Genomic DNA, 26,388 nt, shown 5'->3' on the forward strand with positions numbered 1-26,388 from the left:
CCGAAGAACAGCAACCGGCCGGCCCCGCCAAGGGTCGGCCACCAACCATCGTCACGCCGGCGGGCAGCCGGCACGCACTTGAGGAGAAACGGGACGACATGTCTGAAACCGTGAACCTGCCGGCCCTTGGTGAATCCGTCACCGAAGGCACCGTCACCCGCTGGCTGAAGGAGGTCGGCGACGAGGTCGCCGTCGACGAGCCCTTGGTGGAAGTCTCCACCGACAAGGTGGACACCGAGATCCCGTCCCCCGTGGCCGGCATTCTCGAGGAGATCCTGGTCCAGGAGGACGAGACCGTGGAGGTCGACGCCCCGCTGGCACGCATCGGTTCCGGATCCGGCGGCGGCTCGTCCGACGACGCCCCGGCTGCCGCTGAGGCCGACGCAGAGGAACCCGCTGAGTCCGACGCGAAGGAACCCGCAGAAGAACCCGCCGAGGCCCCGGCCAACGACGAGGCCGGGGACAGCAGCACCGACGGACAGGAGCTGTCCTCCGAGCAGGTCGCTGCCGAGGACGCTGAGGAACAGGGCTCGGGAGAGTCGACCGAGGTCACCCTGCCCGCCCTGGGCGAGTCCGTCACCGAGGGCACCGTCACCCGCTGGTTGAAGGAGATCGGCGACGACGTCGAGGTCGACGAGCCCCTGCTGGAGGTCTCCACCGACAAGGTGGACACCGAGATCCCCTCCCCCGTGGCCGGCAAGCTGCAGGAGATCAAGGTCCAGGAAGACGAGACCGTCGAAGTCGGTGCCGTCCTGGCACTCGTCGGTTCCGGTTCCGGCGGCGGCTCGGCCGCCGAGGACAAGCCGGCGGAGCCCGCGGAGGAGAAGCCAGCGGAGCCCGCGGAGGAGAAGCCAGCGGAGCCTGCCGAAGAGAAGGCCGACACGAAGTCCGAGGAGAAGCCCGAGGACACGGGTGCGGACAAGGCCGAGCAGTCCGAGTCCGCTCCGGCCCCGAGCTCTGAGCAGAAGCAGGAGAAGCCGGCACCGTCCGCTCCCTCCTCGACGCCGTCACCCTCCGCCCAGGCTTCGGCTCCGGGCGAGGGTTATGTCACGCCGCTCGTGCGCCGACTGGCCCAGCAGAACGATGTGGACCTGTCCACCGTGGTGGGCACAGGCGTCGGTGGCCGCATCCGCAAGCAGGACGTCCTGGTGGCCGCAGAGGCAGCCAAGGCCAAGGAGACCGGCTCCGCACCGGCCCCGGCCGCTCAGGCCGCCCCGTCCGCGGCAGCCTCGGCTCCGGCCCCCGCTGCCGCCAGCACCGTGGATCCGGCCAAGCGCGGCACCTCCGAGAAGGCCCCGCGCATCCGCCAGACCATCGCCAAGCGCATGCGGGAGTCCCTGGACGTCTCGGCCCAGCTGACGCAGGTCCACGAGATCGATATGACCCGCATTGTCGCGCTGCGCGGCAAGGCCAAGGTCGGTTTCCAGCAGAAGAACGGCGTGAAGCTCACCTACCTGCCCTTCATCACCCAGGCCACGGCCGAGGCGCTGAAGCAGCACCCGAAGCTGAATGCCGAGTTCAACGCGGAGACCTCGGAGATCACCTACCACGACTCCGAGGAAATCGCGATCGCCGTGGACACGGACAAGGGCCTGTTCGTCCCCGTGATCAAGGACACCGGCTCGCTGAACCTGTCCGGGATTGCCGGCAAGATCGCCGACCTGGCCGATCGGACCCGGAACAACAAGATCTCCCCGGACGAGCTCAGCGGCGGGACCTTCTCCATCACCAACTTCGGTTCGGTGGGTGCCCTGTTCGACACCCCGATCATCAACCAGCCCAACGTGGCGATCCTGGGCGTGGGCACCATCGTCAAGCGGCCCATGGTCATCACCGATCCGGATGGCAATGACACCATCTCCATCCGGCACATGATGTACCTGAGCCTGACGTACGACCACCGCCTCGTGGACGGTGCCGACGCCGGACGCTTCCTGCAGACCGTCAAGGCCCGCCTCGAGGCCGGCGAGTTCGCCCACGAGCTGGGGCTGTAGCCGTGGAGGTCGTGACCGCTCTATTCGTCGCCATCCACATCATCTCCGCTGCCGCGATCGTCGGCGGGTGGCTGGCCCACTTCAAGAACCCGACTGTCACCAAGTCGCAGTGGTGGGGTTCCTGGGGCATGATCGTCTCCGGTCTGTTGCTGGCCGGCCTGGCTGAGATGGGTGACGGACCGGTGAACCACGCCAAGATCGGCGTCAAGCTGGTCATCGGCCTGGGAGTCTTCATCACGGCTCTGCTGGGCCGGCGCAAGGAGAACAAGGGCGAGCCGGTCCCGACGGGGCTGGCCCACGCCACGGGCGGCCTCGGGTTGATCAACATCCTGATCGCCGTGCTGTGGCAGGACTTCTCCTGACCCACTCCACGCACCGCTGACGGCGGCCGACCGGTTCTCCGGTCGGCCGCCGTCTTCGTCTCGCGACGGTCCCGCCCCTGCGGTCCAGACGTTCGGCAGGTCAGGCTCGGCAGGTCAGGGAAGGATCTCTCTCACCCGCCAGCCTGCCGTGGTCCGCTGCAGGTGGACGGTGAATCGTTCCACGGTGGGCGCAGGGGACTCTGCCACGGTGTCCCCGCTGGCCGTCACCGTGCGATAGGGACTGATGGTCAGTTCGACCGGGACAGTGGCCGTGGAGGCATCGGTCTGCTCGATCGCGCCGGTGACGGTGGTCTCCAGGCGCAAGCCCTCGAAGTGCAGACCCTGCGCCTCCAACTGCTCCTGCAGGCCAACATCCTCAGCGAAGGCGGGTGAGTCCGGCAGGCTGTACACCGCCACGTGCCGGCGGTCCAGGGACGTGAGCGCTTCGGTGCGAGCCTCCCCCAGGGACTCCGCCGCATCGGAAACGTGTTCCATGCCGAGTCCGGTCGTCGCTTCCGGCTCCGGGGAAGCGGACTCGGTCTCCACGCTGGCCGCGGCACTGGCAGGCACGGGAGCGGTGGAGCCGGCCCGGGCCGAGGGGTCCGGCCCCGGGGCGGACTCGGAAGCAGCCAAGTACAGGCCTGCCGTCACCGCCACGGCGAGGGCGGCGGCCGCTCCCCCGCCCAGCATCCAGCTGCGCCGGACCGACCGACCGCGTCGTCCGCGTCGTCCGCGCTGACCCTGCTGACCGTGCGGCCCGCGCCGCCTGCCCCGTCGACGAACACTGAGTCCGCCGTCGGCTGCTCCAGGGTCCCGACGGCGGGTGGGCAGCTCCATCGCCACGTCCGGGCCGGCTGCGGGGTACAGGTCCACGGGGACCGGGGTGGTCCATCGGTAGCAGGCCATCGCGAACCGCTCGGCGGTGGGGCGACGCTCGGGGTCCTCTTCCAAGCCGGCTTCCAGGAGCTCGACCACGTCCAGGGGGATGTCCGGCACGATCAGGGGCAGTGGAGCCCGGGATGAGGTGGGGGCCGGTGCACGTCCCGTGAGTGCGAACCATCCCACGGCAGCCAGCGAGTACACGTCGGCCGCGGGGTTCAGCCCGGGGCTGTCTCCGCCCGGATGCCCGGCGACGCCCTCCCGGTCGAGTTCAGGGGCGGAGAATCCCGGCGTCCCCAGGCGGCGGCCGGGCCCACCCAAGAGTCGCGAGGAGCCCAGGTCGGAGACAGCCGGCCGGCCCATGACCGTGAAGAGGATGTTGCCCGGGGATACGTCACCGTGGACCACACCGTGCTCGTGCAGGGCCTGCAGCGCTTGGGCGACCGGCACCAGCACCGTGACGACCTGGCCCAGAGGCAGCGGCCCGGCCGCGCGGACCAGAGTGCCCAGCGAGCCTCCGGGATGATATTCACTGAGCAGGCCCGGACCGCGGTCGGTGGACACCACACCGAGGGGACGCACCACGTGGTCATGGTCCAACTCGCCCACGGCCATCATCTCGATATCCAGCAGTTCGGCCGCCGCCTCGACCCGGTGGTCCGGGACCTTCAATGCCGCTTCAGACCCCTCCCCGTCGGCCACCAGCCAGACGGTAGAGCTGCCTCCACGCCCCAGTTCACGCCGGACCTCCCAGCCGGGCACCTGGGGCCACGGTGTCGACGAGTCCATCGGGTCTCCTTCCGGTCAGCACACGTCATCCTGCGTCATCCATCCTGCCGGTCCCCCGTTACCTCTGCAGGGGTTATCCACAGCCTGCGGGGCCGGGACTAGAGTGGAGGCATGCCCGTGACGACCATGCCTCCGTTCCGCGTCCTGGGGCTCTCCCCGGACACCGTCGACTACGTCTCGGCGTGGGACCTCCAGCAGCAACTGCACGCCGAGGTGGTCGCAGGATCCTCGAGTGGCTCCGTCCTGTTCCTGGAGCACACCGCGGTCTACACCGCCGGCAAGCGCACCGAGCCCCAGGACCTCCCGGACGACGGCTCACCGGTGGTGAACGTGGACCGCGGCGGCAAGCTGACCTGGCACGGTCCGGGGCAGCTGGTCTGCTATCCGGTGGTGCGCCTGGCGGACCCGGCCGCCGTCAAGGACTATGTCTGGTTCCTCGAGGAGGCCATCATCCGCACCCTGGCCGACCATGGCCTGAGGGGTGAGCGGGTCGACGGCCGCTCCGGCGTGTGGATCCTCGGCGGTACCGACGGGGACAGCCAGCCCCGGCCGGACCGCAAGATCGCCGCCGTCGGCCTCCGGGTCAACCATGGCGTCTCCATGCATGGGTTCGCACTGAACTGCAGCAACTCCCTGGAGCCCTACGAGCACATCATCGCGTGCGGCATCTCCGATGCCGGCTCCACCACCATCTCGGCCGAGACCGGCCGGACCATCGCCCCGGCGGACGTGCTGGCAACGGTCCAGGAGCACTTTGCCGAGTTGGCACCGGGCCATATCGCCCCCGTATCCCAGGCCCTGCCGTCCGAAACCGCGGACGGCAACGCAACGACGAAAACCCTTGTGGAAGGAACTCCTCAGTGAGCGCATCCCCCGACGGCCGCCGCCTCCTGCGCGTGGAAGCACGCAACGCCGAGGTCCCCGTGGAACGCAAGCCGGATTGGATCAAGGCCAAGGTCGAGATCGGTCCCGAGTACATCGACCTCAAGAACAAAGTGAAGTCCTCCGGACTGCACACCGTGTGTGAGGAGGCCGGCTGCCCCAATATCTTCGAATGCTGGGAGGACCGTGAGGCGACGTTCCTGATCGGCGGAGACACCTGCACCCGCCGCTGCGGCTTCTGCGACATCGCCACCGGCAAGCCCGAACCGCTGGACCTCGACGAACCGCGGCGCGTGGCCGAGAACATCCGCGAGATGAACCTGCGCTACACCACCGTCACGGGGGTGGCACGGGACGATCAGAAGGACGGTGCCGCCTGGCTGTACGCAGAGACGATCCGCAAGGTCCACGAGCTGAACCCGAACACCGGCATCGAGATCCTGCCCCCGGACTTCGGGGCCGACCCGGACCTCGTCCAGGTGGTCTTCGATGCCCGTCCGGAGGTCTTCGCCCACAACTTGGAGACCGTGCCGCGGATCTTCAAGGCCATCCGTCCAGCCTTCACCTACGAGAAGTCCCTGCGAGTGCTGTCCATGGCCAAGGCCGACGGCCTGCTGACCAAGTCCAACCTGATCCTGGGCATGGGCGAGGAGGACCACGAGATCGACCAGGCCCTCGTGGACCTGCACGAGGCCGGCTGCGACATCATCACGGTGACCCAATACGTCCGCCCCTCGAAGCTGCACCATCCGATCGACCGGTGGGTCAAGCCCGAGGAGTTCGTGCACTGGTCCGAACGCGCCGAGGAGATCGGTTTCGCCGGCGTCATGGCCGGCCCCCTGGTCCGCTCGTCCTACCGCGCCGGCCGCCTGTACGCCACGGCCATGCGCAAGCTGGGCCGTGAGATGCCCTCGAACCTGTCCCACATCGAGGAGTCGGGTTCCACGCGCCAAGAGGCAGCGTCGCTGCTCGCGGGCCGGTAGACTGGGGCCACTATGGCCAAGAGCACTGATTCCGCAGCATCCTCCTCCCAGTCGACCCGCGAAAGCCTGAGGGCGGTCAAGACCGCCCAGAAGGAACGTCGCCAACAGGAGAAGATCCGGGCCAAGGGGAACAAGGCCGAGACCAAGGCCCGCAAGAAGGCCACGAAGAAGCCGGGCGTCTTCAAGCAGCTCGGCGAGGTCTTCTCCATGACCCGGGCGCACGACCCCAAGGTCGTGCTGTGGATGGCACTCGCCTTCGTCGGCGCCCTGGTCGTCGGCCTGGTCGTCGGCCTGCTGTTGAACAACTGGATCACTTGGCTGCTCATCGCGATCCCGTTCGGCCTGCTGGCCGCCGTGATCATCATGAACCGGATGGCTGAGCGTGCGGCCTTCGCCCGGATCGACGGGCGCCCCGGAGCGGCCGGTGCAGCCCTGTCGACTCTGCGCCGCGGCTGGATCGTCCCGGAGCAGCCGGTGGCCGTCAGCCCGAAGACCCAGGATGCGGTCTTCCGTGCCGTGGGCCGGCCCGGCGTCGTCCTCATCACCGAGGGGCCGACCTCCCGCGTCCGCCCGCTGGTGGAGAAGGAACGCAAGAACATGCAGCGCTTCCTGCCGAACGTCCCGATCCAGGTGCTCGCCACCGGGCACGGCGCTGACCAGGTGGAACTGCACCATCTGTCCAAGACGCTCAAGCGGATGAAGAAGACGCTGACCAAGCAGGAGGTCCAGGCCGTCGACAAGCGGCTGAACTCCCTGGGCTCCACCAAGATGCCAATCCCGAAGGGGATCGATCCCTACCGCGCCCGCCCGGACCGCAAGGCCATGCGGGGCCGGTAGCGGGCACCCGCCGCTGAGAGGTCGGCGGCGAGGTCTGCTAGCGAGGTCCGCGGCGGCCGAAGCCTACATCCGGATCTCGACGGTGCCGGCCAACCGGTCATGGAGTCCGCGTCCGTCAGTGTCGATCAGTGCCGGCGGCACCACCAGGCACAGCAGCACGGTGCGCAGGACCACTCGCAACGGGTTCGCCATGGCGCCACCCAGACGGACCACCTGGATCCGGGCCATGCGCTTGCCGATCGTGGTGCCGAACAGGCTCAGCAACAGCACGTGCATCAGGGCGAAGATCCCGTGAGTCACCAGCGGATTCCCCTCAAACCACACGCTGGAGACGATCATGGCGATGAACCAATCGATGAGGAGGGCCAGGATGCGCCGGCCCCATCCGGCCATCGACGTGGGGCCATCCTGGGCCAGGCCCAGACGATCACCGGGCCAGCGTCCCTGGGCATTCGGGCGCGCTGTGCCACCGACCCAGCCGGCCATGTCCCGCCGGGTCACCAGGGGTTCGTCAGAATGCCGTCCGGTGTCGCGTCGCCGGGATCCGGCCGCAGGATCGTCGCCGGAGGGAGGGGGTGTCTGGGGGGTTCGTGCCACCGCTCCACTCTACCGATCCGTGAGCTCATCGGCGTTCCGGCGGACCCACCAGGAGCTCCACCAGGACCCCTGCCGTCCGGGCGCCCCGGCGAGGCGTGGACAGTCTCCGCGTTACACGCTGGAAACACATCCGACACGATCGGGTTACGGCATCCCGATAAGGTGGAGGCACTAGCCGAACCCCGAGGAGCACAACAGATGTTCACCACCGCCCAGGAAGTACTGCAGTTCATCCAGGACGAAGACGTCGTATTCGTGGACGTCCGTTTCACCGATCTGCCAGGCGTCCAGCAGCACTTCAACCTCCCCGCGAAGGCGGTGGACGAGGACTTCTTCGTGAATGGCCAGCTGTTTGACGGTTCCTCGATCCGCGGCTTTCAGGGCATCGCCGAATCGGACATGCAGTTGATCCCGGACGTGGCCACCGCGTACCTCGATCCCTTCCGTGTGGAGAAGACGCTCGTGATGAGCTTCTCGATCGTCAACCCGCGGACCGGCGAGCCCTACCACCGCGATCCCCGCGGCGTCGCGCAGAAGGCCGAGGAGTACCTGGCCTCCACCGGCATCGCGGACACCGCCAACTTCGCCTCCGAGGCCGAGTTCTTCATCTTCGAGGACGTCCGCTACCAGTCCACGCCGAACCACAGCTTCTACTCTGTCGACTCGGACGAGGCCTGGTGGAACAGCGGTCGCCAGGAGGAGGGCGGCAACCTCGGCCACAAGACCCCGGTCAAGGGCGGCTATTTCCCCGTCTCCCCCGTGGACAAGCAGGCCGACCTGCGGGACGCGATCTGTGTGGCCCTAGACGAGGTCGGCCTCGAGGTCGAACGTTCCCACCACGAGGTCGGCGCCGCCGGCCAGGCGGAGATCAACTACAAGTTCAACACGCTGACTCACGCCGCCGATGATCTGATGAAGTTCAAGTATGTGGTGAAGAACACCGCGGACGCCTTCGGCAAGACCGCCACGTTCATGCCGAAGCCGGTCTTCGGTGACAACGGCTCCGGCATGCACTGCCACCAGTCGCTGTGGAACGCCGGTGAGCCGCTGTTCTACGACGAGAAGGGCTACGCCAACCTCTCGGACACCGCCCGCTGGTACATCGGCGGACTGCTCAAGCACGCCTCCGCGATCCTGGCCTTCACCAATCCCACGGTGAACTCCTACCGCCGCCTGGTGAAGGGCTTCGAGGCCCCGATCAACATGGTGTACTCGCAGGGCAACCGCTCCGCAGCCATCCGCATCCCGATCACCGGATCCAACCCCAAGGCCAAGCGCCTGGAGTTCCGTGCCCCGGACCCCTCCGGCAACCCCTACCTGGCCTTCGCCGCGCAGCTGATGGCCGGCCTGGACGGGATCCGCAACCGGATCGAACCGGCCGAGCCGATCGACAAGGACCTCTACGAGCTGCCCGCCGAGGAGGCCGCCACCATCCAGAAGGCCCCCGCGTCCCTGGAGGAGGCCTTGCGTGCGCTCGAGGAGGACCACGAGTTCCTGCTGGCCGGCGACGTCTTCACCGAGGACCTCATCCAGGCCTGGGTCGAGTACAAGCGTGAGAACGAGATCCTCCCGCTCTCCATTCGCCCGAACCCCTACGAGTTCGAGCTGTACTACGGCGTGTGACGGTCACCGGCCCCCAAGCCGGTGACCACGTGCCTGACTGACGGCATTCCCGACGGCGGCGCCTTCGGTGACCTTTGACGGTCACCGAAGGCGCCGCCGTCGTTGGTACCGGACTGTGCCGGCTGAGGCTGACCGGCGGGAATAGAACCGCACACGGCACCGCTGTGTCTGGAGGAAGAACCCCCGTGAAAGGTGCCCTGTGAGCTATCCGCTGTCCATTCTTGACCTGTCCACCGTCCTGCCCGGACAGCCCGTCGCGGAGGCCGTGGCCGCCAGTGTCGAGTTGGCGCAGAAGGCCGAGGAGCAGGGCTTCCACCGGATCTGGTTCGCCGAGCACCACAACTTCCCCTCCATCGCCTCCTCCGCCACCTCGGTGCTCCTGGCCCATGTGGCGGCCCACACCGAGAGGATCCGGCTGGGCTCGGGCGGCATCATGTTGCCGAACCACTCCCCCCTGGTCATCGCCGAGCAGTTCGGCACCCTGGCGGAGATCCACCCCGGCCGGATCGACCTCGGGCTGGGTCGCGCCCCGGGCACGGACCAGCGCACCATGATGGCCTTGCGCCGCGATCCCTCGGCGGCTGACACCTTCCCCCGGGACATCAAGGAGCTGCAGGGCTATCTCCGTGGAGAGTCCCTCATCCCCGGCGTGGACGCCTTTCCGGGGCACGGGACGAATGTCCCGCTCTACATCCTGGGGTCCTCGCAGTACGGTGCACAGCTCGCGGCGGCGCTGGGACTGGGCTACTCCTTCGCCTCACACTTCGCCCCGCAGATGCTGGAACACGCGGCCACGATCTACCGCGACCGCTTCGAGCCGTCCGAGAGCGTTCCCGAACCGCACTTCATCGCGGCGCTCAACGTGATCGCGGCGGACACCGAGGCCGAGGCGCACGCCCAACTCGAGATCGCCCATCGTCACCGCATCCGCCAGATGCTCGGCCGCGGCCGCGACCTGGGCGAGGACGAGGTCACCATGCTTCTGCACTCCGCCGGCGGCGAGCAGGTGCTCTCCATGATGAAGTACACCGCGGTAGGCACCATCGAGACCGTCAAGGCCTACCTGGATGAGTTCCGTGAGCGCGTCCAGGCCGATGAACTGATCATCACCAATGCTGCCCCGGACCTGGCGGCCCGGCACCGCACCCTCGAGTTGCTGGGCGAGCACGTCATCGGACGCTAGGCACCGTAGAAGTGCTTCTCGAAGACCTGCCGGGCCTGGCGGGTGGACCGGAGGTAGTCCTCCTCGAGTTCGGCGGCCTGGCCCAGTTCGCACCCGCACCACCGGGCGATCGCCTCGAGGTCCTGGCGTTTGACCGGGAGCACGTCTGAGGACTTGCCGGACCACACGATGTTGCCCGCGCGCACCCGGGTGGCCAGGTGCCAGGCCCGGTCCAGCACCTCACCGTCCTCCGCCGGAAGGATCCCCTCACGGACGAGGACCTCCAGCGCAGGAATGGTCCCGGTGGTGCGCAGAGCAGGGTGGTCCGCCGCGTGTTGCAGCTGGAGCGTCTGCACCAGCCACTCCACGTCGGACAGCCCGCCGCGGCCGAGCTTGAGATGCCGTGCCGGGTCTGCCCCCCGGGGCAGCCGTTCCGCCTCCACGCGGGCCTTGATCCGTCGGATCTCGCGGATGGCCGCCGGACCGGGGTCCCCGGCGTAGCGCACGGAGTCCGCCCAGGTGGTGAACTCCTCGGCCAGCTCGGCACTGCCGGCCACCGGCCGGGCCTTCAGCAGGGCCTGCACCTCCCAGATCTCGGCCCAGCGGCGGTAGTACTCGCGGAAGGAGTCCAGGGACCGGGCCAACGGTCCCTTCTTGCCCTCCGGCCGCAGGTCCGCATCCATCACCAGCGGTCGCTCGCCCAGCACCGGCGGCTTGCACGGCCGAGTCATGAGGGACATGACGAGCTTGGACAGCTCCACGGCCTGGCGTTGGGCGGCTTCCGGGTCGGCACCGTCATGGGGCCGGTGGACGAACAGGACATCCAGGTCGGAGCCGTAGGCGATCTCCCGGCCTCCCTGGCGACCCATGGCCACCACCAGCAGGTCCGTGAGCTCGACGTTCCGGGCCGTGACCGGGCAATTCGCCGTGTTGGTCCTGTTCGCGGTGGTGGTGCCCGTGCTGTTCGACCCGTTCGAGGCGGCTCCGGTGTCCGCCGGACTGCCTGGGCGTCCCGCCCGGTGGTCGGGGTGGCCGAAGAGAGAGTTCTCCGCAACGTGCAGCGCACCCAGCACGGCCGCGCGGTCGGCGTCGGAGAGGGCACGGCCCACGGTGTCCTGGTCCAGCAGCCCGGAGGCATCGGCGATCGCGGTCCGCAGGATCTCCCGCTGCCGGATCAGCCGGATCTGGCGGATCGCCTCCTCCGGATCGGGGTGCCGGGACATCTTGGCCTGGATCTCCTGCCACTGCGTCTCGAACGGCATGGGGACCAGCTCGCGGTCCCGTCCCAGCCAGGCGGCGGCCTCGGGCCGATGCTCCAGCATGTCCGAGATGTAGGAGGAGAGCGAGAGGATCTGGCACAGCCGCTCGGCAGCCGCCGAAGAGTCCCGCAGCATGCCCAGGAACCACGGGGAGGATCCCAGCGATTCCGAGAGCCGGCGGAATCCCAGCAGGCCGCCGTCGGGATTGGGACCGTTGGCCAACCAGCCGAGCATCACCGGCAGCAGTTGGCGCTGCAGCGCCGCGCGGCGGGACACCCCGGTGCTGAGGGCCTCGATGTGCTTCACCGCGCCGGCGGGATCCTGGTAGCCCAGGGCGGCGAGGCGCTGGCGCACCGCTTCCGGGGTCAGCTTGGCCTCATCGGCGGACAGCGCCGCCGTGGTGGACAGCAGCGGCCGGTAGAAGATCTTCTCGTGCAGGGAGCGCACCCCCTTGCGGGTCCGCTTCCACAGTGAGGACAGGGCAGCGGCGTCCGAAGGGCCGGATTCACCGGGGCCTTTGGCCGCCCGGGCCAGGACCCACAGGGCATGCTGCTTGTCCGGCATGAGGTGGGTCCGGCGCAGGTGGACCAGCTGGATCCGGTGCTCGAGCAGCCTCAGGTACCGGTAGGCACCGGCGAAGGACTCGGCGTCCGAGCGCCCGATGTAGGAGTTGTTCTCCAGGGCGTCGATGGCGTCCAGGGTGTTCCGGACGCGGACGGACCCTTCGGTCTTGCCGTGGACGAGCTGGAGCAGCTGGACGGTGAACTCCACGTCCCGCAGGCCGCCGGCCCCCAGCTTGATCTCCCGGTCCCGGTTCTGGTGGGCGATGTTGTCCAGGACCCGGCGCCGCATCTGCTGGACGGAGGAGACGAAGCCGTCCCGCTCCGAGCTGGTCCAGACCAGCGGCCAGATCGCGTCGATGTACTCCCGGCCCAGGCCCGGGTCGCCGGCGATGGGCCGGGCCTTGAGCAGGGCCTGGAACTCCCAGGTGTGCGCCCAACGGCGGTAGTACTCCCCATGGGATTCCACAGTGCGGGACAGCACCCCGTCCTTGCCCTCGGGGCGCAGGTTCGCGTCGATCTCCCACAGGCCCTGTTCGGGGGCCGCCGCCGTGGTGTACTTCGAGATCCCGGAGGCCAGGGCCGTGGCGATGGTCGCCACGTGGTGGTCGTCGTCCAGGGACGAGGCGTGGACGAAGATCACGTCCACGTCCGAGATGTAGTTCAGTTCCCGGGCGCCGCATTTGCCCATTCCGATGACGGCCAGGTCCACCCGGTCGGCGTCCTGGCCGAATTGCTCGACGGCGTCCGCCCGGGAGGCGGCGAGGCCCGCCTCGATCGCGGCGCCGGCCAGGTCGGCCAGCCACGCGGAGACCGCCGGCTCCGCCGCCCGCGGATCCCGACCGGTCAGGTCCTGGATGGCCAGGGCGGTGAGCTGCCGGCGATAGGCGATCCGCAGAGCCGCGGCCGCCTCCTTGCCGCGGAGCGTGGCCACCGGGCGAGCCGCGCTGGCATCCGCGCCGACCGCCTCCAGGAGCAGAGTCCGCAAGGGTGCCGTGTCCGCCGCGAGGCCGTCCTGCCCCAGGACGGGAGCGGTGCGTGCTGCGCCGGCCGGGTCCACAAGCAGGTCGATGTGGTCCGGCCGGCGGATGAGGAACTCCCCCAGCGCCTCGGAGGCGCCCAGCAGTCGTGCCACCGCCCGGGAGCGCGCCGGGTCCTCCAGCACCGCTGCCAGGGCCGGGGCCCGCTCCAGCAGGCGGATGAACAGGATGAGGGCCTGGTCCGGGTCCGGGGCGTCCGCGAGGACGCGCACGATCTCCTGCTGGTCCAGGGATCCCAGTTCCGGGGAGGCCAGCAGCTCCCGGGCACGGGCCCAGTCGGAGAAGCCGGCACTGACCAGGGACTTCCGTCCGGGCCCGCTATTCTCCGATGCCGGGGCGATCATGCTGGTTCAGAGGATTCCGAGGTTGCGCTGCAGTTCGAACGGCGTGACCTCGACCCGGTACTCGTCCCACTCCTGGCGCTTGTTCCGCAGGAAGTTCTCGAAGACCGTCTCCCCCAGCACCTCGGCCACGAACTCGGACTCCTCCATGATCCGCAGGGCGTCATGCAGGGTGCCGGGCAGCGAGTGGTGGCCCAGGGCCCGGCGTTCCGTGGAGGTGAGCGCACTGATGTCCTCGGCGGCGGCCTCCGGCAGCTCGTACTCCTCCTCGATGCCCTTCAGGCCGGCGGCCAGGAGGACCGCGTAGGTCAGGTACGGGTTCGCCGAGGCATCGATCCCGCGGTACTCGACGCGGGCCGAGCCGGCCTTGTCCGGCTTGTAGAGGGGGACGCGGACCAGGGCGGAACGGTTGTTGTGGCCCCAGGACACGTAGGACGGGGCCTCCCCGCCGCCCCAGAGGCGCTTGTACGAGTTCACGAACTGGTTGGTGATGGCCGTGATCTCCATGCTGTGGTGCAGCAGCCCGGCGATGAACCGGCGCCCCGTGGTGGAGAGGTGGAACTCGGCACTGGGCTCGAAGAAGGCATTCGAATCGCCTTCGAACAGGGAGAAGTGGGTGTGCATCCCGGATCCGGCGTGCTGGCCGAACGGCTTCGGCATGAAGGTCGCGTAGTTCCCCTGGAGCTGGGCGACCTCCTTGATCACGGTGCGGAACGTCATGATGTTGTCGGCCGTCTGCAGCGCATCGGCGTAGCGAAGGTCGATCTCGTTCTGGCCGGGACCGGACTCGTGGTGGCTGAACTCCACCGAGATGCCGATCGCCTCGAGCATGTTGACCGCGTGGCGGCGGAAGTCGGTGGCGACGCCGCCGGGCTCGTGGTCGAAGTACCCGGCCTGGTCCACCGGGACGGGCTGTCCGTCCGGCCCGGGCTCCTTGGACTGGAGGAGGTAGAACTCGATCTCGGGGTGCGTGTAGAACGTGAAGCCCATGTCCGCCGCGCGGGACAGCTGACGGCGCAGCACCTGACGCGGATCGGCGGCGGAGGGCTCCCCGTCCGGGGTGAGCACGTCACAGAACATCCGCGAGGTGGGCTCGTCCTCGCCGCGCCACGGCAGGATCTGGAAGGTCGAGGGGTCCGGCTGCAGCAGCATGTCCGACTCGAAGATCCGGGTGTACCCGTCGATCGAGGACCCGTCGAAGCCGAGCCCCTCGGCGAAGGCCCCTTCGACCTCGGCCGGTGCCAGCGCAACCGACTTCAGCGTGCCGGTCACGTCGGTGAACCACAGTCGCACGAAGCGCACGTCCCGGTCCTCTATGGTCCTGAGGACAAACTCCTGTTGGCGATCCATGTCTCTGGCGGCCTCCTGTCGGATCGTGCGAATGGTTCCACTGTAGTGTGCCGGGCCCGGTCAGCGCCGGATGACGGGCCGCTAGACTGCGGCCATGGCTGAGAAAGAAACCGCGCCCTACGCCGCACCTGCTCCTGCCCGCTACCGCACCGTGCACCTCCAGAAGGCCAAGGATGAGGGCCGGCGCTTCGCGATGCTCACGGCATACGACTTCCAGATGGCCCAGATCTTCGATGACGCCGGCATCGAGACGATCCTCGTGGGTGACTCGGCGGCCAACACCATGATGGGCCATGCCACCACCCTGCCGATCACGCTCGACGAGATGATCGTCTACGCCGGATCCGTGGTCCGCGGCACCCGGCGCGCCATGGTGCTATGCGATCTGCCCTTCGGCTCCTATGAGCTGTCCCCGCAGCAGGCGACCGAGAGCGCCATCCGGCTCGTCAAGGAGGCCGGAGTCCACGCCGTGAAGATGGAGGGCGGCGTCCGCTACGCCGAGCATGTACGCATGATGACGGACGCCGGAGTCCCGGTCATGGCCCACATCGGCTTCACCCCGCAGTCCGAGAACGTCCTGGGCGGATACCGGGTCCAGGGCCGCACCGAGGGCGCCGCCGAGGCGATGGTGCGCGAGGCGACGGTCCTGCAGGATGCCGGCGCCTTCGCCGTGCTGATGGAGATGGTGCCCTCGGACATCGCCCGCCAGGTGGACGAGGCGCTGCGCGTGCCCACCGTCGGCATCGGGGCCGGGCCCACCACCACCGGCCAGGTCCTGGTGTGGCAGGACATGCTGGGCCTGCGGACCGGCAGGATGCCGCGCTTCGTGAAGCAGTACGCGGATCTGCACTCGGTGGTGTCAGCGGCGGTCACCGACTACCGCCGGGACGTCCTGGAGGGCACGTTCCCGGCGTCCGAGCACGGCTTCGAGTCCTGACCGGGCGGGCCTACCCTTCCTCGTCCTCCACGTCATCCCAGCGCTCGTTGTTCGCCTGCACCTGGGCGATGGCGCCCTCGGCCTCCGCGCGGGACTGGTAGGGCCCCAGCAGCTTCGACCAGTCTGACTGCGGGCCTTCCTCGACCTGCTTCGTGACGACGTTGTACCAGTATTCGCTCATGGGCCCACCCTATCGGCGATCCGCACGGCACCTCCGGAACCGATCGGCCGCTGGACCAGGTCAGCACCTCCGAACCGGCGCTCCGGCCGGCCCGCCCGATGCGCTCGGCGGCGATAGGATCGAGTCATGTCCCACAGCCCCCAGACGAACACCCGTCCCGCTTCGACCCCGTCAGCTCCCCCGACGAGCCACAACGGTCCGGCCCCGGAGGGCCCGGTGCGGGGCGAACCGGGTTCCAAGGCGCCGCTGGGCACCCTGACGCCGGGCGTCGTCGCCCCCCAGCTCTCCGTGCCCGCGCACATCGAGCGGCCGGAGTACGTGGGCCGGGCCACGGCGGACGAGGGCAACGGCTCTGACGTCTACGACGCCGAGGGGATCGCGAAGATCCGCGCGGCCGGCCGGATCGCCGCCCAGGCCATGGAGGAGGCCGCCCGGCACATCGCCCCCGGAGTCACCACGGCCGAACTGGACCGGATCGCGCACGAGTTCATCTGCGATCACGGCGCCTACCCGTCCTGCCTCGGCTACAAGGGCTTCCCCAAGGCCATCTGCACCTCACTGAACGAGGTGATCTGCCATGGCATCCCGGATGACACGCCCCTCGAGGACGGGGACATCGTCAACCTCGACATCACCGCCTACCTGGACGGGCACCACGGGGACCACAACATGACCTACCTGGTCGGCACCGTGGATGAAGAGTCCCGGCTGCTGGTGGAGCGCACCCACGAGGCCATGATGCGCGGCATCAAGGCCGTCCGGCCCGGTCGAGAGATCAACGTCATCGGCCGCGCCATCGAGTCCTACGCCAAGCGCTTCGGCTACGGGGTGGTCCGGGACTTCATCGGCCACGGCGTGGGCCGAGAATTCCATTCCGGGCTCGTCATCCCCCACTTCGATGCCGCCCCAGCGCACAACACCGTGATGGTTCCCGGTATGGTCTTCACCATCGAACCGATGATCACGCTGGGCGGGATCGCTTGGGACCAGTGGGAAGACGGCTGGACCATCACCACGCGAGACCGGCGGCGGACCGCACAATTCGAGCACACCCTGGTGGTGACCGAAGACGGTGCTGACATCCTGACCCTGCCCTGACCACGAACTGCCCCCTGTCCCGCAGACTATGCCTGAGCGGATTGCCGATGCCCAATTCCACCCCGCCCCTCTCCTCGCAACCGGCTCAGCCGGGGGCGCATGCTTTCGGCAATCGTCAGGTCACGGGCGACGACGGTCCGTACCGCAAGGCGATCGGGATCGACATCGGCGGCACCGGGATGAAGGGCGGGATCGTCCGGTTGGGCGACCATCCCCGGACCGGCCGACTCAAGGGCGACCGCTACCGCATCCCCACCCCCCAGCCGGCCCTGCCGGAATCCGTAGCCCACACGCTGGAGTCGATCGTGGCCGAGCTGGACGCCCACCCAGGCGCACCCTCCCCGGATGCCGCTGTGGGAATTTGCTTTCCCTCGATCATCCAACACGGCGTCTGCCTCTCGGCCAACAACATCGACCACTCGTGGATCGGCACGGATGTCCAGCGGCTGTTCGGCGACCACCTGGGGCGCCCGGTGCGCCTGCTCAACGACGCGGACGCCGCGGGACTGGCAGAGTCCCGCTTCGGTGCCGGACGGGGCGTGGCCGGCTCGGTCCTGACCATCACCCTGGGCACCGGAATCGGCGCAGCAATGGTGCACGACGGCATCCTGGTGCCCAACTTCGAGCTAGGGTCCCTGGAGCTGGACGGGGCGATGGCCGAGACGCGGGCCTCCGCGGCAGCCCGTGAGCGGGAAGGACTGGGCTGGGCCGAGTACGCGGCCCGGCTGCAGCGGTTCTTCGGCTATATCGAGCGCATATTCTCTCCCGACCTGTTCATCGTAGGCGGCGGGATATCCAAGCGGCCGGAGGACTTCCTCCCCCTGCTGGAGTTGCGCACCCCCATCCTGCCGGCCGAGCTGCGCAATAACGCGGGGATCGTGGGAGCGGCACTGTACGCATCCGAAGCCGCCGCCTGATCACCGGCCGAATCGCGCGCAGCCGCAGGCCACCCGTCCCTTCCAGAAACGCCCCCCAGAGGAGCCATCCATGTCCCGTGCCCGTCGCTCGCTGAACCCGATCACTGCCCAACGGATCGTCCGTGCCGTGGCACGCAGGGCGCGAACCCCGACGATATTGGCCCGCGGCGGACAGACCGATGCGGACAGTGCCGAGATCGTGCGTCTGCGTGCGCAACTGGCGGACTCGGAGAAGGCCGCTCGCGCGGCACGTGTGGCACGGAGGGCCGCAGCCGCCGAGCGCAACGCGGCACGCGAGGAGGCGGCCGAGTGGAAACGGCGGCTGGAGAAGCCCTCGTTCCTTCGCCACCACCATGCCTGGGTGGAGCTGGGAAAGCACTACCGGCAGGACCCTAGCCCGGCGAAGGAGCGCATCGGGGAACTGAATCGCAAGCTCTGGGTGCACGCCTTCGCCACCAGTCACGGTGTCCCCGTGCCCCGTATTCTGGGGCTCGCGCAACGCCCCGAGGACATCGACCTCGCTGCCCTGCCCACAGAGTTCGTCGTCAAGACAGATGGCGGTGCGTCCAGTCGGGCGGTTCTGCCCCTGCGCCGGGTTGGAGAGGACCAGTACTTGTGGATCGGCCATGAACCGGCGATGACGTTGACGACTGCGCAGGTCATCGAACACTTCCAACGTGTCCGAGCGCTGACCCAGTCCTACGGGCCGATATTCGCTGAGCAGATGCTGGAGAGCGTCACTGGATCGGAGCTTCCGGATGACGTGAAGATCTACATGGCCTACGGCAAGGTGCTGCATGTGCTGCTCAGACGCCCGACCATGGTCAATGGGAAGTCCACGGCCGTACGCAGATATATATCCGAGGCGGGCCGCGATCTGGGCCAAGTGGTCCCGGAACCCGATCTCGACCCGACGATTCCGTCGCCGAAAACCCTGCCGCAGATGCTGGAGATCTCCCGCCGCATTTCCCTCGCGTTGCCTATGCCCTTGTGCCGCGTTGACCTCTATGAGACGCAGCAGGGCCCCGTCCTGGGGGAAATCACCCGGACACCGGGCGCAACGCACCGGTACGCCCCCCGCCACGACGACTTCCTGGGGCGTGAGTGGATGAAGGCAGAGGCACGACTGTTCGAGGACATGCATCACGGCCGATCGGGTCGACCCACCTGGGGCCCGCACGCAGACCTGGGGATGATCGATCGCTTGCCGGCCTTCCCCTCGGGTGATGGCCGGTCACGGCAATAGACGGACGGGGAGCCGATGGCAACGCACTGAAGTGGCCGATGGCGGCTCCGGCTTCCCCTCCGGAGCCGCCATCGGCAGTCTCATCGCCCCGTGGGGCCTTCCGCGTCAGCGGGTGAACAACCTCGGCTGCAGAGCCGGGGTGGCGGTGTCCGACGCCGTGCCGACGGACCGCAGATCCTCGATGGCGCCGGCGAAGTCGTCCAGCGAGTCGAACGCCTGGTAGACCGAGGCGAACCGGAGGTAGGCCACCTGGTCCAGACGGCGCAACGGCTCCAGGATCGCGAGCCCCACCTCGTGGGCGTCCACCTCGGCGTTCCCCGTGGCCCGGATGGTCTCCTCGACCTCCTGCGCCAGCATGGCCAGGTCGTCGCTGGTGACCGGACGGCCCTGGCAGGCCTTGCGGACACCATTGATGATCTTGGAGCGGTCGAAGGGTTCAGCCACCCCGGACCGCTTGACCACCGTCAGGGCCGTGGTCTCCATGGTGGTGAAACGCTTCCCACAGGACTGGCACTGCCGGCGCCGGCGGATGGCCGAGCCGTCATCCAACGAGCGGGAGTCCACCACACGGGAGTCCTCATGACGGCAGAAGGGACAGTGCATGACTTCCCCTTCCTCCGTCGGTGGACCACTCCATCATAGTCGGACGACCCACTGAATAACAACCGTGTCATTACCAGATGTAGTGGTGTTCTCCGACGAGCGACACCACGGATGGGGCGGACTGCGCGGTCCCTATTCGAGGCAGGCCGGTCCCAGCAGTACCTTGAGGTCTCCGAAGAGGGCCGGATTCGGGCTGACCCGGAAGTCGGCGCCGAGCTGCATGATCTCCATGGTGCGCGCCCCCGTCAGCTTGAGCCGGACCTCGGTGGTCCCCGGGTGGGTCTTGAGCACATCCCCCAGGGCGGAGATCACGGTCTCATTGGCCTTGAAGCCGGGCATGGTCAGCGAGACCGGGCCGGAGTGGCCGTCCGAGAGGTCCGGGATGGTCAGCTCTTGGGCGCTCAGGGAGATCGACCCGTCATCACGCCGCTGGACGCGGCCCTTGACGGCCACCACGAGGTCCTGGGCCAGCATCGTGGCGATCGGCGCATAGGCCTTGCCGAAGAACATGACGTCCATCGAGGCGCCCAGGTCCTCGATCTCCGTGCGCGCGTAGGCGTTCCCGGAGCTCTTGGCGATGCGCCGCTCGAGGCTCGTGATGAGCCCCGCGATGGTGACCATCGCGCCGTCGGACGGGCCGTCGTCGGACAGGATGTGGGTGATGGAAATGTCCGCATGCTGGGCGAGTACGCCGTCCAACCCCTGCAGGGGGTGGTCGGAGACGTAGAGGCCGAGCATCTCGCGCTCGAAGGTGAGCTTGTCGTTCTTGTCCCACTCCGGCATGTCCGGGACCTCGATCCCGAACCCGGCGTCGCCGACGTCGCCCCCCTCGTCCTCCAGCAGGGAGAAGAAGTCGAACTGGTTGTTGGCCTCCTGGCGTTTCTGCGCCACGGCCCCGTCCGTGGCCTCCTCGTGCACGGCCAGCAGGGCCCGGCGGGCGTAGCCGAGCGAATCGAAGCCGCCGGCCTTGATGAGGGATTCGATGGTGCGCTTGTTGCACACGACGGCCGGGACCTTCTTGAAGAAGTCCTGGAACGAGGTGAATTTCCCCTTCTCGTCCCGGGCCTCCACCATGCCCGCCACGGCATTGGCACCCACGTTGCGCACAGCGCCCATACCGAAGCGGATGTCCTTGCCCACCGGGGTGAAGTACAGGGAGGACTCGTTGACGTCCGGCGGGAGCACCGAGATGCCCATGTGGCGGCACTCATTGAGGTACATCGCCATCTTGTCCTTGTCATCACCCACGGAGGTGAGCAGTGCGGCCATGTACTCGGCTGGGTAGTGGGCCTTCAGGTAGGCGGTCCAGTAGGACACCAGCCCGTAGGCGGCCGAGTGTGCCTTGTTGAAGGCGTAGTCCGAGAACGGCAGCAGGATGTCCCACAGGGCCTTGATGGCCGCCTCGGAATAACCGTGGTCGATCATGCCCTGGTGGAAGCCCACGTACTGCTTGTCCAGCTCGGATTTCTTCTTCTTGCCCATCGCGCGGCGCAGGATGTCCGCCTGCCCGAGTGAGAAGCCGGCCACCTTCTGGGCGATCGCCATGACCTGCTCCTGATACACGATCAGGCCGTGGGTCGTGCCCAGGATCTCCGCGAGGGGTTCCTCGAGCTCCGGGTGGATCGGGGTGATCTCCTGCTGGCCGTTCTTGCGCAGGGCGTAGTTGGTGTGCGAGTTCGCGCCCATCGGTCCCGGGCGGTACAGCGCGATGGTGGCCGAGATGTCCTCGAAGTTGTCCGGCTTCATCATCTTCAGCAGCGATCGCATGGGGCCTCCGTCGAGCTGGAACACGCCCAGGGTGTCGCCCCGGGCCAGCAGCTCGTAAGACGCCTTGTCGTCGAACGTCAGGGATTCCAGGTCCAGGGTGAAGTCCTGGTTCATCTGGATGTTCTCGATCGCGTCCGAGATGATCGTCAGGTTCCTCAGGCCGAGGAAGTCCATCTTGATCAGCCCCAGGCCCTCCGCCGTGGGGTAGTCGAACTGGGTGATCACCTGGCCGTCCTGCAGGCGGCGCATGATCGGGATGACGTCGATGATCGGCTCCGAGGACATGATCACGCCCGCGGCGTGCACGCCCCACTGCCGCTTCAGTCCCTCGACGCCCTTGGCCGTCTCGAAGACCTTGGCGGCGTCCGGATCCGTCGCGACGAGCTCGCGGAACTCACCGGCCTCGCCGTACCGCTGCGACTTCTTGTCCTCGATGTCCTTCAGCGGGATGTCCTTGGCCATCACGGCCGGCGGCAGGGCCTTGGTCAGGGACTCACCCATGGAGAAGGGGAAGCCCATCACGCGGGCCGAGTCCTTGAGGGCCTGCTTCGTCTTGATGGTGCCGTAGGTGACGATCATGGCGACACGCTCGTCGCCGTACTTCTCGGTGACGTAGTCGATCACCTCGGAGCGGCGGCGATCATCGAAGTCGACGTCGAAGTCCGGCATGGACACGCGGTCCGGGTTGAGGAAGCGCTCGAAGATCAGCCCGTGCTCCAGCGGGTCGAGCTCGGTGATCTTCAGCGCGTAGGCGACCATGGAGCCGGCGCCGGAGCCACGTCCCGGCCCCACCCGGATGCCGTTGTTCTTGGCCCAATTGATGAAGTCGGCCACCACGAGGAAGTAGCCCGGGAAACCCATCGAGAGGATGACGTCCAGCTCGTAGTCGGCCTGCTTGCGCACGTGGGACGGGACCCCGTTGGGATAGCGGAACTTCAACCCGGTGGCGACCTCCTTCGTCAACCACGTGGTCTCGTCCTCCCCCGGCGGGCACGGGAACTTCGGCATGTAGTTCGCCTCAGTGTCGAAGGAGACCTCGCACTGCTCGGCGATGAGCAGCGTGTTGTCACACGCCTCCGGGAACTCGGAGAACAGGTCCCGCATCTGCCGCGGGGACTTTACGTAGTACTCGGTGCCGGACAGGGCGAAGCGGGACCCGCCCTGGTCATAGGTGGGCTCGAGCAGGTTGGACCCGGACTGGATGGCCAGCAGTGCCTCGTGGGGCTTGGAATCGTGCTCGTGCGTGTAGTGCAGATCGTTGGACGCCACGAGCGGGATCTGCAGGTCCTTGGACAGCTTGAGCAGGTCCTTGATAACCCGCTTCTCGATGTCCAGGCCGTGCATCATCAGCTCGCAGTAGAAATTCTCCCGGCCGAAGATGTCCTGGAACTCGGCGGCGGCCTCCCGGGCCTCGTTGTACTGGCCCAGCCGCAACCGCGTCTGGATCTCGCCCGAGGGGCAGCCGGTGGTGCCGATCAGGCCCTCGGAGTACGTGGAGAGCAGCTCCCGGTCGATGCGCGGCCACTTCGCGTAGACCGAGTCCAGGGAGGCGATCGAGCCGGCCCGGAACAGGTTGTGCATGCCCTTGTTATTCTTGGACAGCAGGGTCATGTGCGTGATGGCGCCACCACCGGAGACGTCGTCCCCCCGCTGATGCTGCTCACCCCACCGGACCTTCGTCTTGTCCGAGCGGTGCAGCTGTCCGGGGGTCAGATAGGCCTCCAGCCCGATGATCGGCTTGACGCCGGCATCGGTGGCCTTCTTCCAGAAGTCAAAGGCTCCGAAGAGGTAGCCGTGGTCGGTGATGGCGATCGAGTCCATGCCCAGCCGCTTCGTCTCGTCGAAGAGCTCGCTGAGCTTCGCCGCGCCGTCCAGCATTGAGTACTCGGTGTGGACGTGGAGGTGGGCGAACCCGCCGTCCTTCTTCGTCGCAGCTGCTTCCTGTGCCATTTCCGTGGTGGCCGTCATGCTCCGCACTTCCCTACTGCCCTGCTTGCTACCTGCTGCCGTACATGCTGATCGCGTCGATCATCCAGATTAGTTACTCCCCGCGCAACACGCCCAAGGCATAGACGAGGTCCTGCGGGTAGGGGCTCTCGTAGTCCACCCACTCCCCGGTCACCGGGTGGGGGAACCCCAGCCGGTGGGCGTGCAGCCATTGCCGCGTCAGCCCCAACTCCGCCGCCAGCCGTGGATCGGCACCGTAGGTCAGGTCCCCCGCACAGGGGTGGCGCAGCGCCGAGAAGTGCACGCGGATCTGGTGCGTCCGCCCGGTCTCGAGCTTGACCTCCACCAGGGTCGCCCGGCCGAAGGCCTCGAGGGTCTGGTATCGGGTGATGGAGTCTCGGCCGCCTTCGAGCACGGCGAACTTCCAGTCGTGGCCGGGGTGGCGTCCGATCGGGGCGTCGATGGTCCCGTTCAGGGGATCCGGTAGTCCCTGCACCACCGCGTGGTACGTCTTCTCCGGGGTGCGGTCGCGGAAGGCGTCCTTGAGCACGGTGTAGGCGCGCTCGGACTTGGCGACCACCATGATCCCTGAGGTGCCCACGTCCAGGCGGTGCACAATCCCCTGGCGCTCCGGGGCACCGGACGTCGAGATGCGGTAGCCGGCCCCGGCCAGTCCCCCGACGACGGTGGGTCCCACCCAGCCCGGGGACGGGTGGGCGGCCACGCCGACGGGCTTGTCCACCACCACGTAGTCCGGCTCGTCCGCCAGGATTCTCAGGTCCTCCACGATTTCCACCTTCACATCAAGCGGGTTCGGTTCCTCCGGGATGTCCACCAGGAGTTCGGTGCCGGCCGCGACCTTGGCGGATTTCTGCACGGCCCGTGCCGGTCCAGGCGTCCCGGCGGCACGTTCGGCGACGAGGCCGGCCGCACACCAGGCTGCCGCTTTCGTGCGCGAGATCCCGAGGGCCGCGGCCAGGACCGAGTCCACCCTCCGGCCCACCTCGTGCTCCTGGGGGACGACGACGGCCTCGCCGGGTTCAGGAGTCTGTGTCACGGCCCTGCCCGGTGGCGTTACCGGCCTCTGCTGTCCCCGCTCCACCGCTCTTCTCGGGCGTTTCGCGGGTGCCGTCGAGCTGCAGTCCCCTGAACATCAGCAGGACGATGCCGATCATGGAACAGACGATCAACGAGTCCGCGATGTTGAAGATGGCGAAGTTCGGCAAGGCGATGAAGTCGACCACGTGTCCCACGCCGAAGCCCGGCGGCCTGAACAGGCGGTCGGTCAGGTTGCCCAGGACTCCGCCCAGCAGTCCGCCCAACGCCACGGCCCACAGGGGCGAGCGGACGCGGAACAGCAGCACCACCACGAAGACGGCCACCGCGGACTGGATGATGGTGAAGATCCAGGTGTGCTCCTCGCCGATGGAGAACGCGGCACCCGGATTGCGGATGAAGTGCCACCGGAGCAACGGGGCCAGGACGTCGGTGACCTGCCCCTCGGTCATGGTGGTCTCGACCCAGCGCTTGGTGAGCTGGTCGAAGACGTAGCCCACGGCGAACACCAGGACGGCGATCCACGCACGATGACGCTTCGGGGCCGTGACGGTGGTGTCCTCTGGACCGGCGGGGCGGCTGGGCTCAATGTCGGTCACGCGGTGGCGTCCTTCGGTGCGGTCCGGTGCTGTCCTGTGTTGGACAGGGAGGGGTGGTCGGGAACAGAAGCGGGCCGGCCATGGTGGTCCACCATGGCCGGCCCGGATCTTTGTCAGTGGGGTCGACTCGCGTCCGGCCCGGCAGGCCGGGTCGCGGGGTCAGTTCGAGGCGACGGCCTCGTCCTGGATCGGTCCCTGGTTCTGCAGGTCGCGGAGCTGGCCCTCGATGTATGCCTTCAGGCGAGCGCGGTAATCGCGTTCGAAGCCCTTGAGCTGCTCCACCTTGCGCTCCAGCACCGACTTCTTCTCCTCGAGGTCGGCCAGCGTCTTCCGGGACTTCTCCTGCGCGTCATTGACCAACCCGTTGGCCTCGGTCTGGGCCTCCTGGATGATCTCCTCGCGCTTGGTCTGGCCCTCGGCCACGTAGTCGTCATGGAGCTTCTGGGCCATGGCCAGCACGCCTGCGGCGGACGTGGCCGTGGACTCCTGCGCGCCGGCGACGGGCGTGGCCGCCGGCTGGGCGGCGGTGGCACCGGCAGCCGGGGCGGGCTCGGTGACGGTGGGCTCGGAGACAGTAGCCGGGACTGCCGCACCAGCGGCAGGCGCCGCGGTGGTGGGGGCAGTGCTCCCCTTGACCTGCTTGACCTGCGTGTCCTCGACCTGCGCGGACTCAGTGGCGTCCGTGGACTCCACGGCCTCCGGGGCAGCGCCGGCCTTGACCTGGGTGTCGTGGTCCTCGGCGGCCTCAGCCGACACCGGAGCCGGAACAGCGGACTCGCTGCTCCCGCCGGACTGCAGGTCCGACACCTTGCGGCGCAGCTCGTCGTTCTCCTGGTTCAGACGACGCAGTTCGACCACGATCTCGTCCAGGAAGTCGTCAACCTCGTCCTGGTCGTAGCCTTCCCGAAATTTCGTCGGCTGGAACCGCTTGTTGACAACATCTTCCGGCGTCAGAGCCATGTGGTCACCCCAATACGTATTTGGTCTGCCCTCGAGGGGCAACGGTCTTCTTGTGGCCACCCGCATGCAGGTCCGCATGCCGAGGCCACACTGTTCTTCAGGCTACCATCAGCCCAACGTGCCCACGGCAAGGGCAGCGACGATGGACTTCAGCAGGACGACGACGACGAAGAGGATCAGGAACGCCACGTCGATGCCGATTCCGCCGAGATTCACCGGCGGGATCTTGGACCGGAGCCAGCGCAAGGGTGGGTCGGTCACGGTGTACACAGTGGATGCGACCATCAGCAGGATGCCCTTCGGCCGCCAGGAGCGGGCGAAGGACTGCACCACGTCGAAGACGATCCGGATCAGCAGCAGGAACTGAACCAGTGCCAGGACAAGGTAGAGAAGGGAGAAGATCAGGGTCACGGCAGCCT

The 26,388-nt window shown here is 68.0% G+C and carries 22 protein-coding genes; 11 read left to right on the plus strand and 11 right to left on the minus strand.

Features of this window, described 5'->3' with window-relative positions; all coding sequences use genetic code 11:
- Positions 1–98: 98 nt before the first annotated feature.
- Entirely contained in the window at positions 99–1,994 is a 1,896-nt protein-coding gene (gene sucB / locus C8E99_RS05620) for a 2-oxoglutarate dehydrogenase, E2 component, dihydrolipoamide succinyltransferase (RefSeq protein ID WP_115931459.1), read from the plus strand.
- A 2-nt stretch (positions 1,995–1,996) separates the two neighbouring features.
- Positions 1,997–2,356: a hypothetical protein gene (locus tag C8E99_RS05625; protein ID WP_115931460.1), complete on the plus strand. Its 360-nt coding sequence runs from the start codon at positions 1,997–1,999 to the stop codon at positions 2,354–2,356.
- 114 nt (positions 2,357–2,470) lie between these two features.
- Here C8E99_RS05625 and C8E99_RS05630 read toward each other — a convergent pair whose 3' ends face one another.
- Positions 2,471–4,024 carry a serine/threonine-protein kinase gene (locus C8E99_RS05630; protein WP_115931461.1) on the minus strand — a complete coding sequence of 518 codons (1,554 nt, stop codon included), beginning with the start codon at positions 4,022–4,024 and terminating at the stop codon, positions 2,471–2,473.
- Between the two features lie 111 nt (positions 4,025–4,135).
- Between C8E99_RS05630 and lipB the strand changes: the two genes are divergently transcribed.
- From lipB to C8E99_RS05645, 3 genes are read left to right on the plus strand one after another with little or no spacing between them, the layout of a single operon-like run.
- Positions 4,136–4,888, plus strand: a complete 753-nt coding sequence (lipB, locus tag C8E99_RS05635) for a lipoyl(octanoyl) transferase LipB (RefSeq protein ID WP_115931462.1) — start codon at positions 4,136–4,138, stop codon at positions 4,886–4,888.
- Positions 4,885–5,889 (plus strand): lipoyl synthase, encoded by a 1,005-nt coding sequence (lipA, locus tag C8E99_RS05640; RefSeq protein WP_115931463.1) that lies wholly within the window; start codon positions 4,885–4,887, stop codon positions 5,887–5,889. The genes lipB and lipA overlap by 4 nt, the downstream gene beginning before the upstream one ends.
- 12 nt (positions 5,890–5,901) lie before the next feature.
- Entirely contained in the window at positions 5,902–6,726 is an 825-nt protein-coding gene (locus tag C8E99_RS05645; RefSeq protein WP_115931464.1) for a DUF4191 domain-containing protein, read from the plus strand.
- A gap of 63 nt (positions 6,727–6,789) precedes the next feature.
- Here C8E99_RS05645 and C8E99_RS05650 read toward each other — a convergent pair whose 3' ends face one another.
- On the minus strand, positions 6,790–7,323 hold the full coding sequence (locus C8E99_RS05650) for an RDD family protein (RefSeq protein ID WP_245952105.1): 534 nt from the start codon (positions 7,321–7,323) through the stop codon (positions 6,790–6,792).
- 198 nt (positions 7,324–7,521) lie between these two features.
- Between C8E99_RS05650 and glnA (C8E99_RS05655) the strand changes: the two genes are divergently transcribed.
- Entirely contained in the window at positions 7,522–8,946 is a 1,425-nt protein-coding gene (gene glnA, locus C8E99_RS05655) for a type I glutamate--ammonia ligase (protein ID WP_115931465.1), read from the plus strand.
- Between the two features lie 199 nt (positions 8,947–9,145).
- A complete protein-coding gene (locus tag C8E99_RS05660) occupies positions 9,146–10,129 on the plus strand; it encodes an LLM class flavin-dependent oxidoreductase (protein WP_115931466.1) in 984 nt (327 codons plus the stop codon).
- Here C8E99_RS05660 and C8E99_RS05665 read toward each other — a convergent pair.
- Together C8E99_RS05665 and glnA (C8E99_RS05670) are read right to left on the minus strand one after the other, a co-directional pair.
- Positions 10,126–13,311: a bifunctional [glutamine synthetase] adenylyltransferase/[glutamine synthetase]-adenylyl-L-tyrosine phosphorylase gene (locus C8E99_RS05665; protein WP_115931467.1), complete on the minus strand. Its 3,186-nt coding sequence runs from the start codon at positions 13,309–13,311 to the stop codon at positions 10,126–10,128. The genes C8E99_RS05660 and C8E99_RS05665 overlap by 4 nt on opposite strands.
- Positions 13,312–13,317: 6 nt before the next feature.
- Positions 13,318–14,658, minus strand: coding sequence for a type I glutamate--ammonia ligase (gene glnA / locus C8E99_RS05670; protein ID WP_115931468.1), 1,341 nt, complete (start codon positions 14,656–14,658; stop codon positions 13,318–13,320).
- A 94-nt stretch (positions 14,659–14,752) separates the two neighbouring features.
- Between glnA (C8E99_RS05670) and panB the strand changes: the two genes are divergently transcribed.
- Entirely contained in the window at positions 14,753–15,595 is an 843-nt protein-coding gene (gene panB / locus C8E99_RS05675) for a 3-methyl-2-oxobutanoate hydroxymethyltransferase (RefSeq protein ID WP_115931469.1), read from the plus strand.
- Positions 15,596–15,605: 10 nt separating this feature from the next.
- On the opposite strand, the gene C8E99_RS05680 is transcribed toward panB, so the two are convergent.
- The gene (locus C8E99_RS05680) at positions 15,606–15,776 is read right to left on the minus strand and encodes an SPOR domain-containing protein (protein ID WP_115931470.1); all 171 of its coding nucleotides are present in this window, start codon (positions 15,774–15,776) and stop codon (positions 15,606–15,608) included.
- Positions 15,777–15,902: 126 nt separating this feature from the next.
- Here C8E99_RS05680 and map point away from each other — a divergent pair, with 126 nt between their 5' ends.
- The 3 genes from map (at position 15,903) to C8E99_RS05695 (ending at position 19,037) form a co-directional block, all read left to right on the plus strand.
- Positions 15,903–16,874 carry a type I methionyl aminopeptidase gene (gene map / locus C8E99_RS05685; protein ID WP_115931471.1) on the plus strand — a complete coding sequence of 324 codons (972 nt, stop codon included), beginning with the start codon at positions 15,903–15,905 and terminating at the stop codon, positions 16,872–16,874.
- Positions 16,875–16,921: 47 nt separating this feature from the next.
- On the plus strand, positions 16,922–17,791 hold the full coding sequence (ppgK, locus tag C8E99_RS05690) for a polyphosphate--glucose phosphotransferase (protein ID WP_115931472.1): 870 nt from the start codon (positions 16,922–16,924) through the stop codon (positions 17,789–17,791).
- Between the two features lie 70 nt (positions 17,792–17,861).
- On the plus strand, positions 17,862–19,037 hold the full coding sequence (locus C8E99_RS05695) for an ATP-grasp fold amidoligase family protein (RefSeq protein WP_115931473.1): 1,176 nt from the start codon (positions 17,862–17,864) through the stop codon (positions 19,035–19,037).
- A 105-nt stretch (positions 19,038–19,142) separates the two neighbouring features.
- On the opposite strand, the gene nrdR is transcribed toward C8E99_RS05695, so the two are convergent.
- The 6 genes from nrdR to C8E99_RS05730 all read right to left on the minus strand — a co-directional run bounded on the left by nrdR (position 19,143) and on the right by C8E99_RS05730 (position 26,380).
- Entirely contained in the window at positions 19,143–19,640 is a 498-nt protein-coding gene (nrdR, locus tag C8E99_RS05700) for a transcriptional regulator NrdR (RefSeq protein WP_115931474.1), read from the minus strand.
- Between the two features lie 132 nt (positions 19,641–19,772).
- The gene (dnaE, locus tag C8E99_RS05705) at positions 19,773–23,375 is read right to left on the minus strand and encodes a DNA polymerase III subunit alpha (protein WP_425452859.1); all 3,603 of its coding nucleotides are present in this window, start codon (positions 23,373–23,375) and stop codon (positions 19,773–19,775) included.
- Between the two features lie 73 nt (positions 23,376–23,448).
- Complete coding sequence (locus C8E99_RS05710) at positions 23,449–24,411, minus strand: RluA family pseudouridine synthase (RefSeq protein WP_115931475.1); 963 nt, start codon at positions 24,409–24,411, stop codon at positions 23,449–23,451.
- Complete coding sequence (lspA, locus tag C8E99_RS05715) at positions 24,395–25,009, minus strand: signal peptidase II (protein WP_115931476.1); 615 nt, start codon at positions 25,007–25,009, stop codon at positions 24,395–24,397. The genes C8E99_RS05710 and lspA overlap by 17 nt, the downstream gene beginning before the upstream one ends.
- A gap of 159 nt (positions 25,010–25,168) precedes the next feature.
- Entirely contained in the window at positions 25,169–25,969 is an 801-nt protein-coding gene (locus tag C8E99_RS05725) for a DivIVA domain-containing protein (RefSeq protein ID WP_115931478.1), read from the minus strand.
- Between the two features lie 108 nt (positions 25,970–26,077).
- Positions 26,078–26,380 (minus strand): YggT family protein, encoded by a 303-nt coding sequence (locus tag C8E99_RS05730; RefSeq protein ID WP_115931479.1) that lies wholly within the window; start codon positions 26,378–26,380, stop codon positions 26,078–26,080.
- Positions 26,381–26,388: the final 8 nt, after the last annotated feature.

This window comes from Citricoccus muralis (assembly GCF_003386075.1).
Lineage (GTDB): Bacteria > Actinomycetota > Actinomycetes > Actinomycetales > Micrococcaceae > Citricoccus > Citricoccus muralis.

Bases quoted from the DNA above. Each gene is read 5' to 3' on its own strand.
- C8E99_RS05680 (WP_115931470.1), bottom strand. From the start codon at position 15,776: ATGAGCGAATACTGGTACAACGTCGTCACGAAGCAGGTCGAGGAAGGC.
- sucB (WP_115931459.1), top strand. From the start codon at position 99: ATGTCTGAAACCGTGAACCTGCCGGCCCTTGGTGAATCCGTCACCGAA.
- C8E99_RS05645 (WP_115931464.1), top strand. From the start codon at position 5,902: ATGGCCAAGAGCACTGATTCCGCAGCATCCTCCTCCCAGTCGACCCGC.
- panB (WP_115931469.1), top strand. From the start codon at position 14,753: ATGGCTGAGAAAGAAACCGCGCCCTACGCCGCACCTGCTCCTGCCCGC.
- map (WP_115931471.1), top strand. From the start codon at position 15,903: ATGTCCCACAGCCCCCAGACGAACACCCGTCCCGCTTCGACCCCGTCA.
- dnaE (WP_425452859.1), bottom strand. From the start codon at position 23,375: ATGACGGCCACCACGGAAATGGCACAGGAAGCAGCTGCGACGAAGAAG.
- nrdR (WP_115931474.1), bottom strand. From the start codon at position 19,640: ATGCACTGTCCCTTCTGCCGTCATGAGGACTCCCGTGTGGTGGACTCC.
- glnA (WP_115931468.1), bottom strand. From the start codon at position 14,658: ATGGATCGCCAACAGGAGTTTGTCCTCAGGACCATAGAGGACCGGGAC.
- C8E99_RS05695 (WP_115931473.1), top strand. From the start codon at position 17,862: ATGTCCCGTGCCCGTCGCTCGCTGAACCCGATCACTGCCCAACGGATC.
- C8E99_RS05725 (WP_115931478.1), bottom strand. From the start codon at position 25,969: ATGGCTCTGACGCCGGAAGATGTTGTCAACAAGCGGTTCCAGCCGACG.
- glnA (WP_115931465.1), top strand. From the start codon at position 7,522: ATGTTCACCACCGCCCAGGAAGTACTGCAGTTCATCCAGGACGAAGAC.
- C8E99_RS05665 (WP_115931467.1), bottom strand. From the start codon at position 13,311: ATGATCGCCCCGGCATCGGAGAATAGCGGGCCCGGACGGAAGTCCCTG.
- lipB (WP_115931462.1), top strand. From the start codon at position 4,136: ATGCCCGTGACGACCATGCCTCCGTTCCGCGTCCTGGGGCTCTCCCCG.
- C8E99_RS05630 (WP_115931461.1), bottom strand. From the start codon at position 4,024: ATGGACTCGTCGACACCGTGGCCCCAGGTGCCCGGCTGGGAGGTCCGG.
- ppgK (WP_115931472.1), top strand. From the start codon at position 16,922: ATGCCCAATTCCACCCCGCCCCTCTCCTCGCAACCGGCTCAGCCGGGG.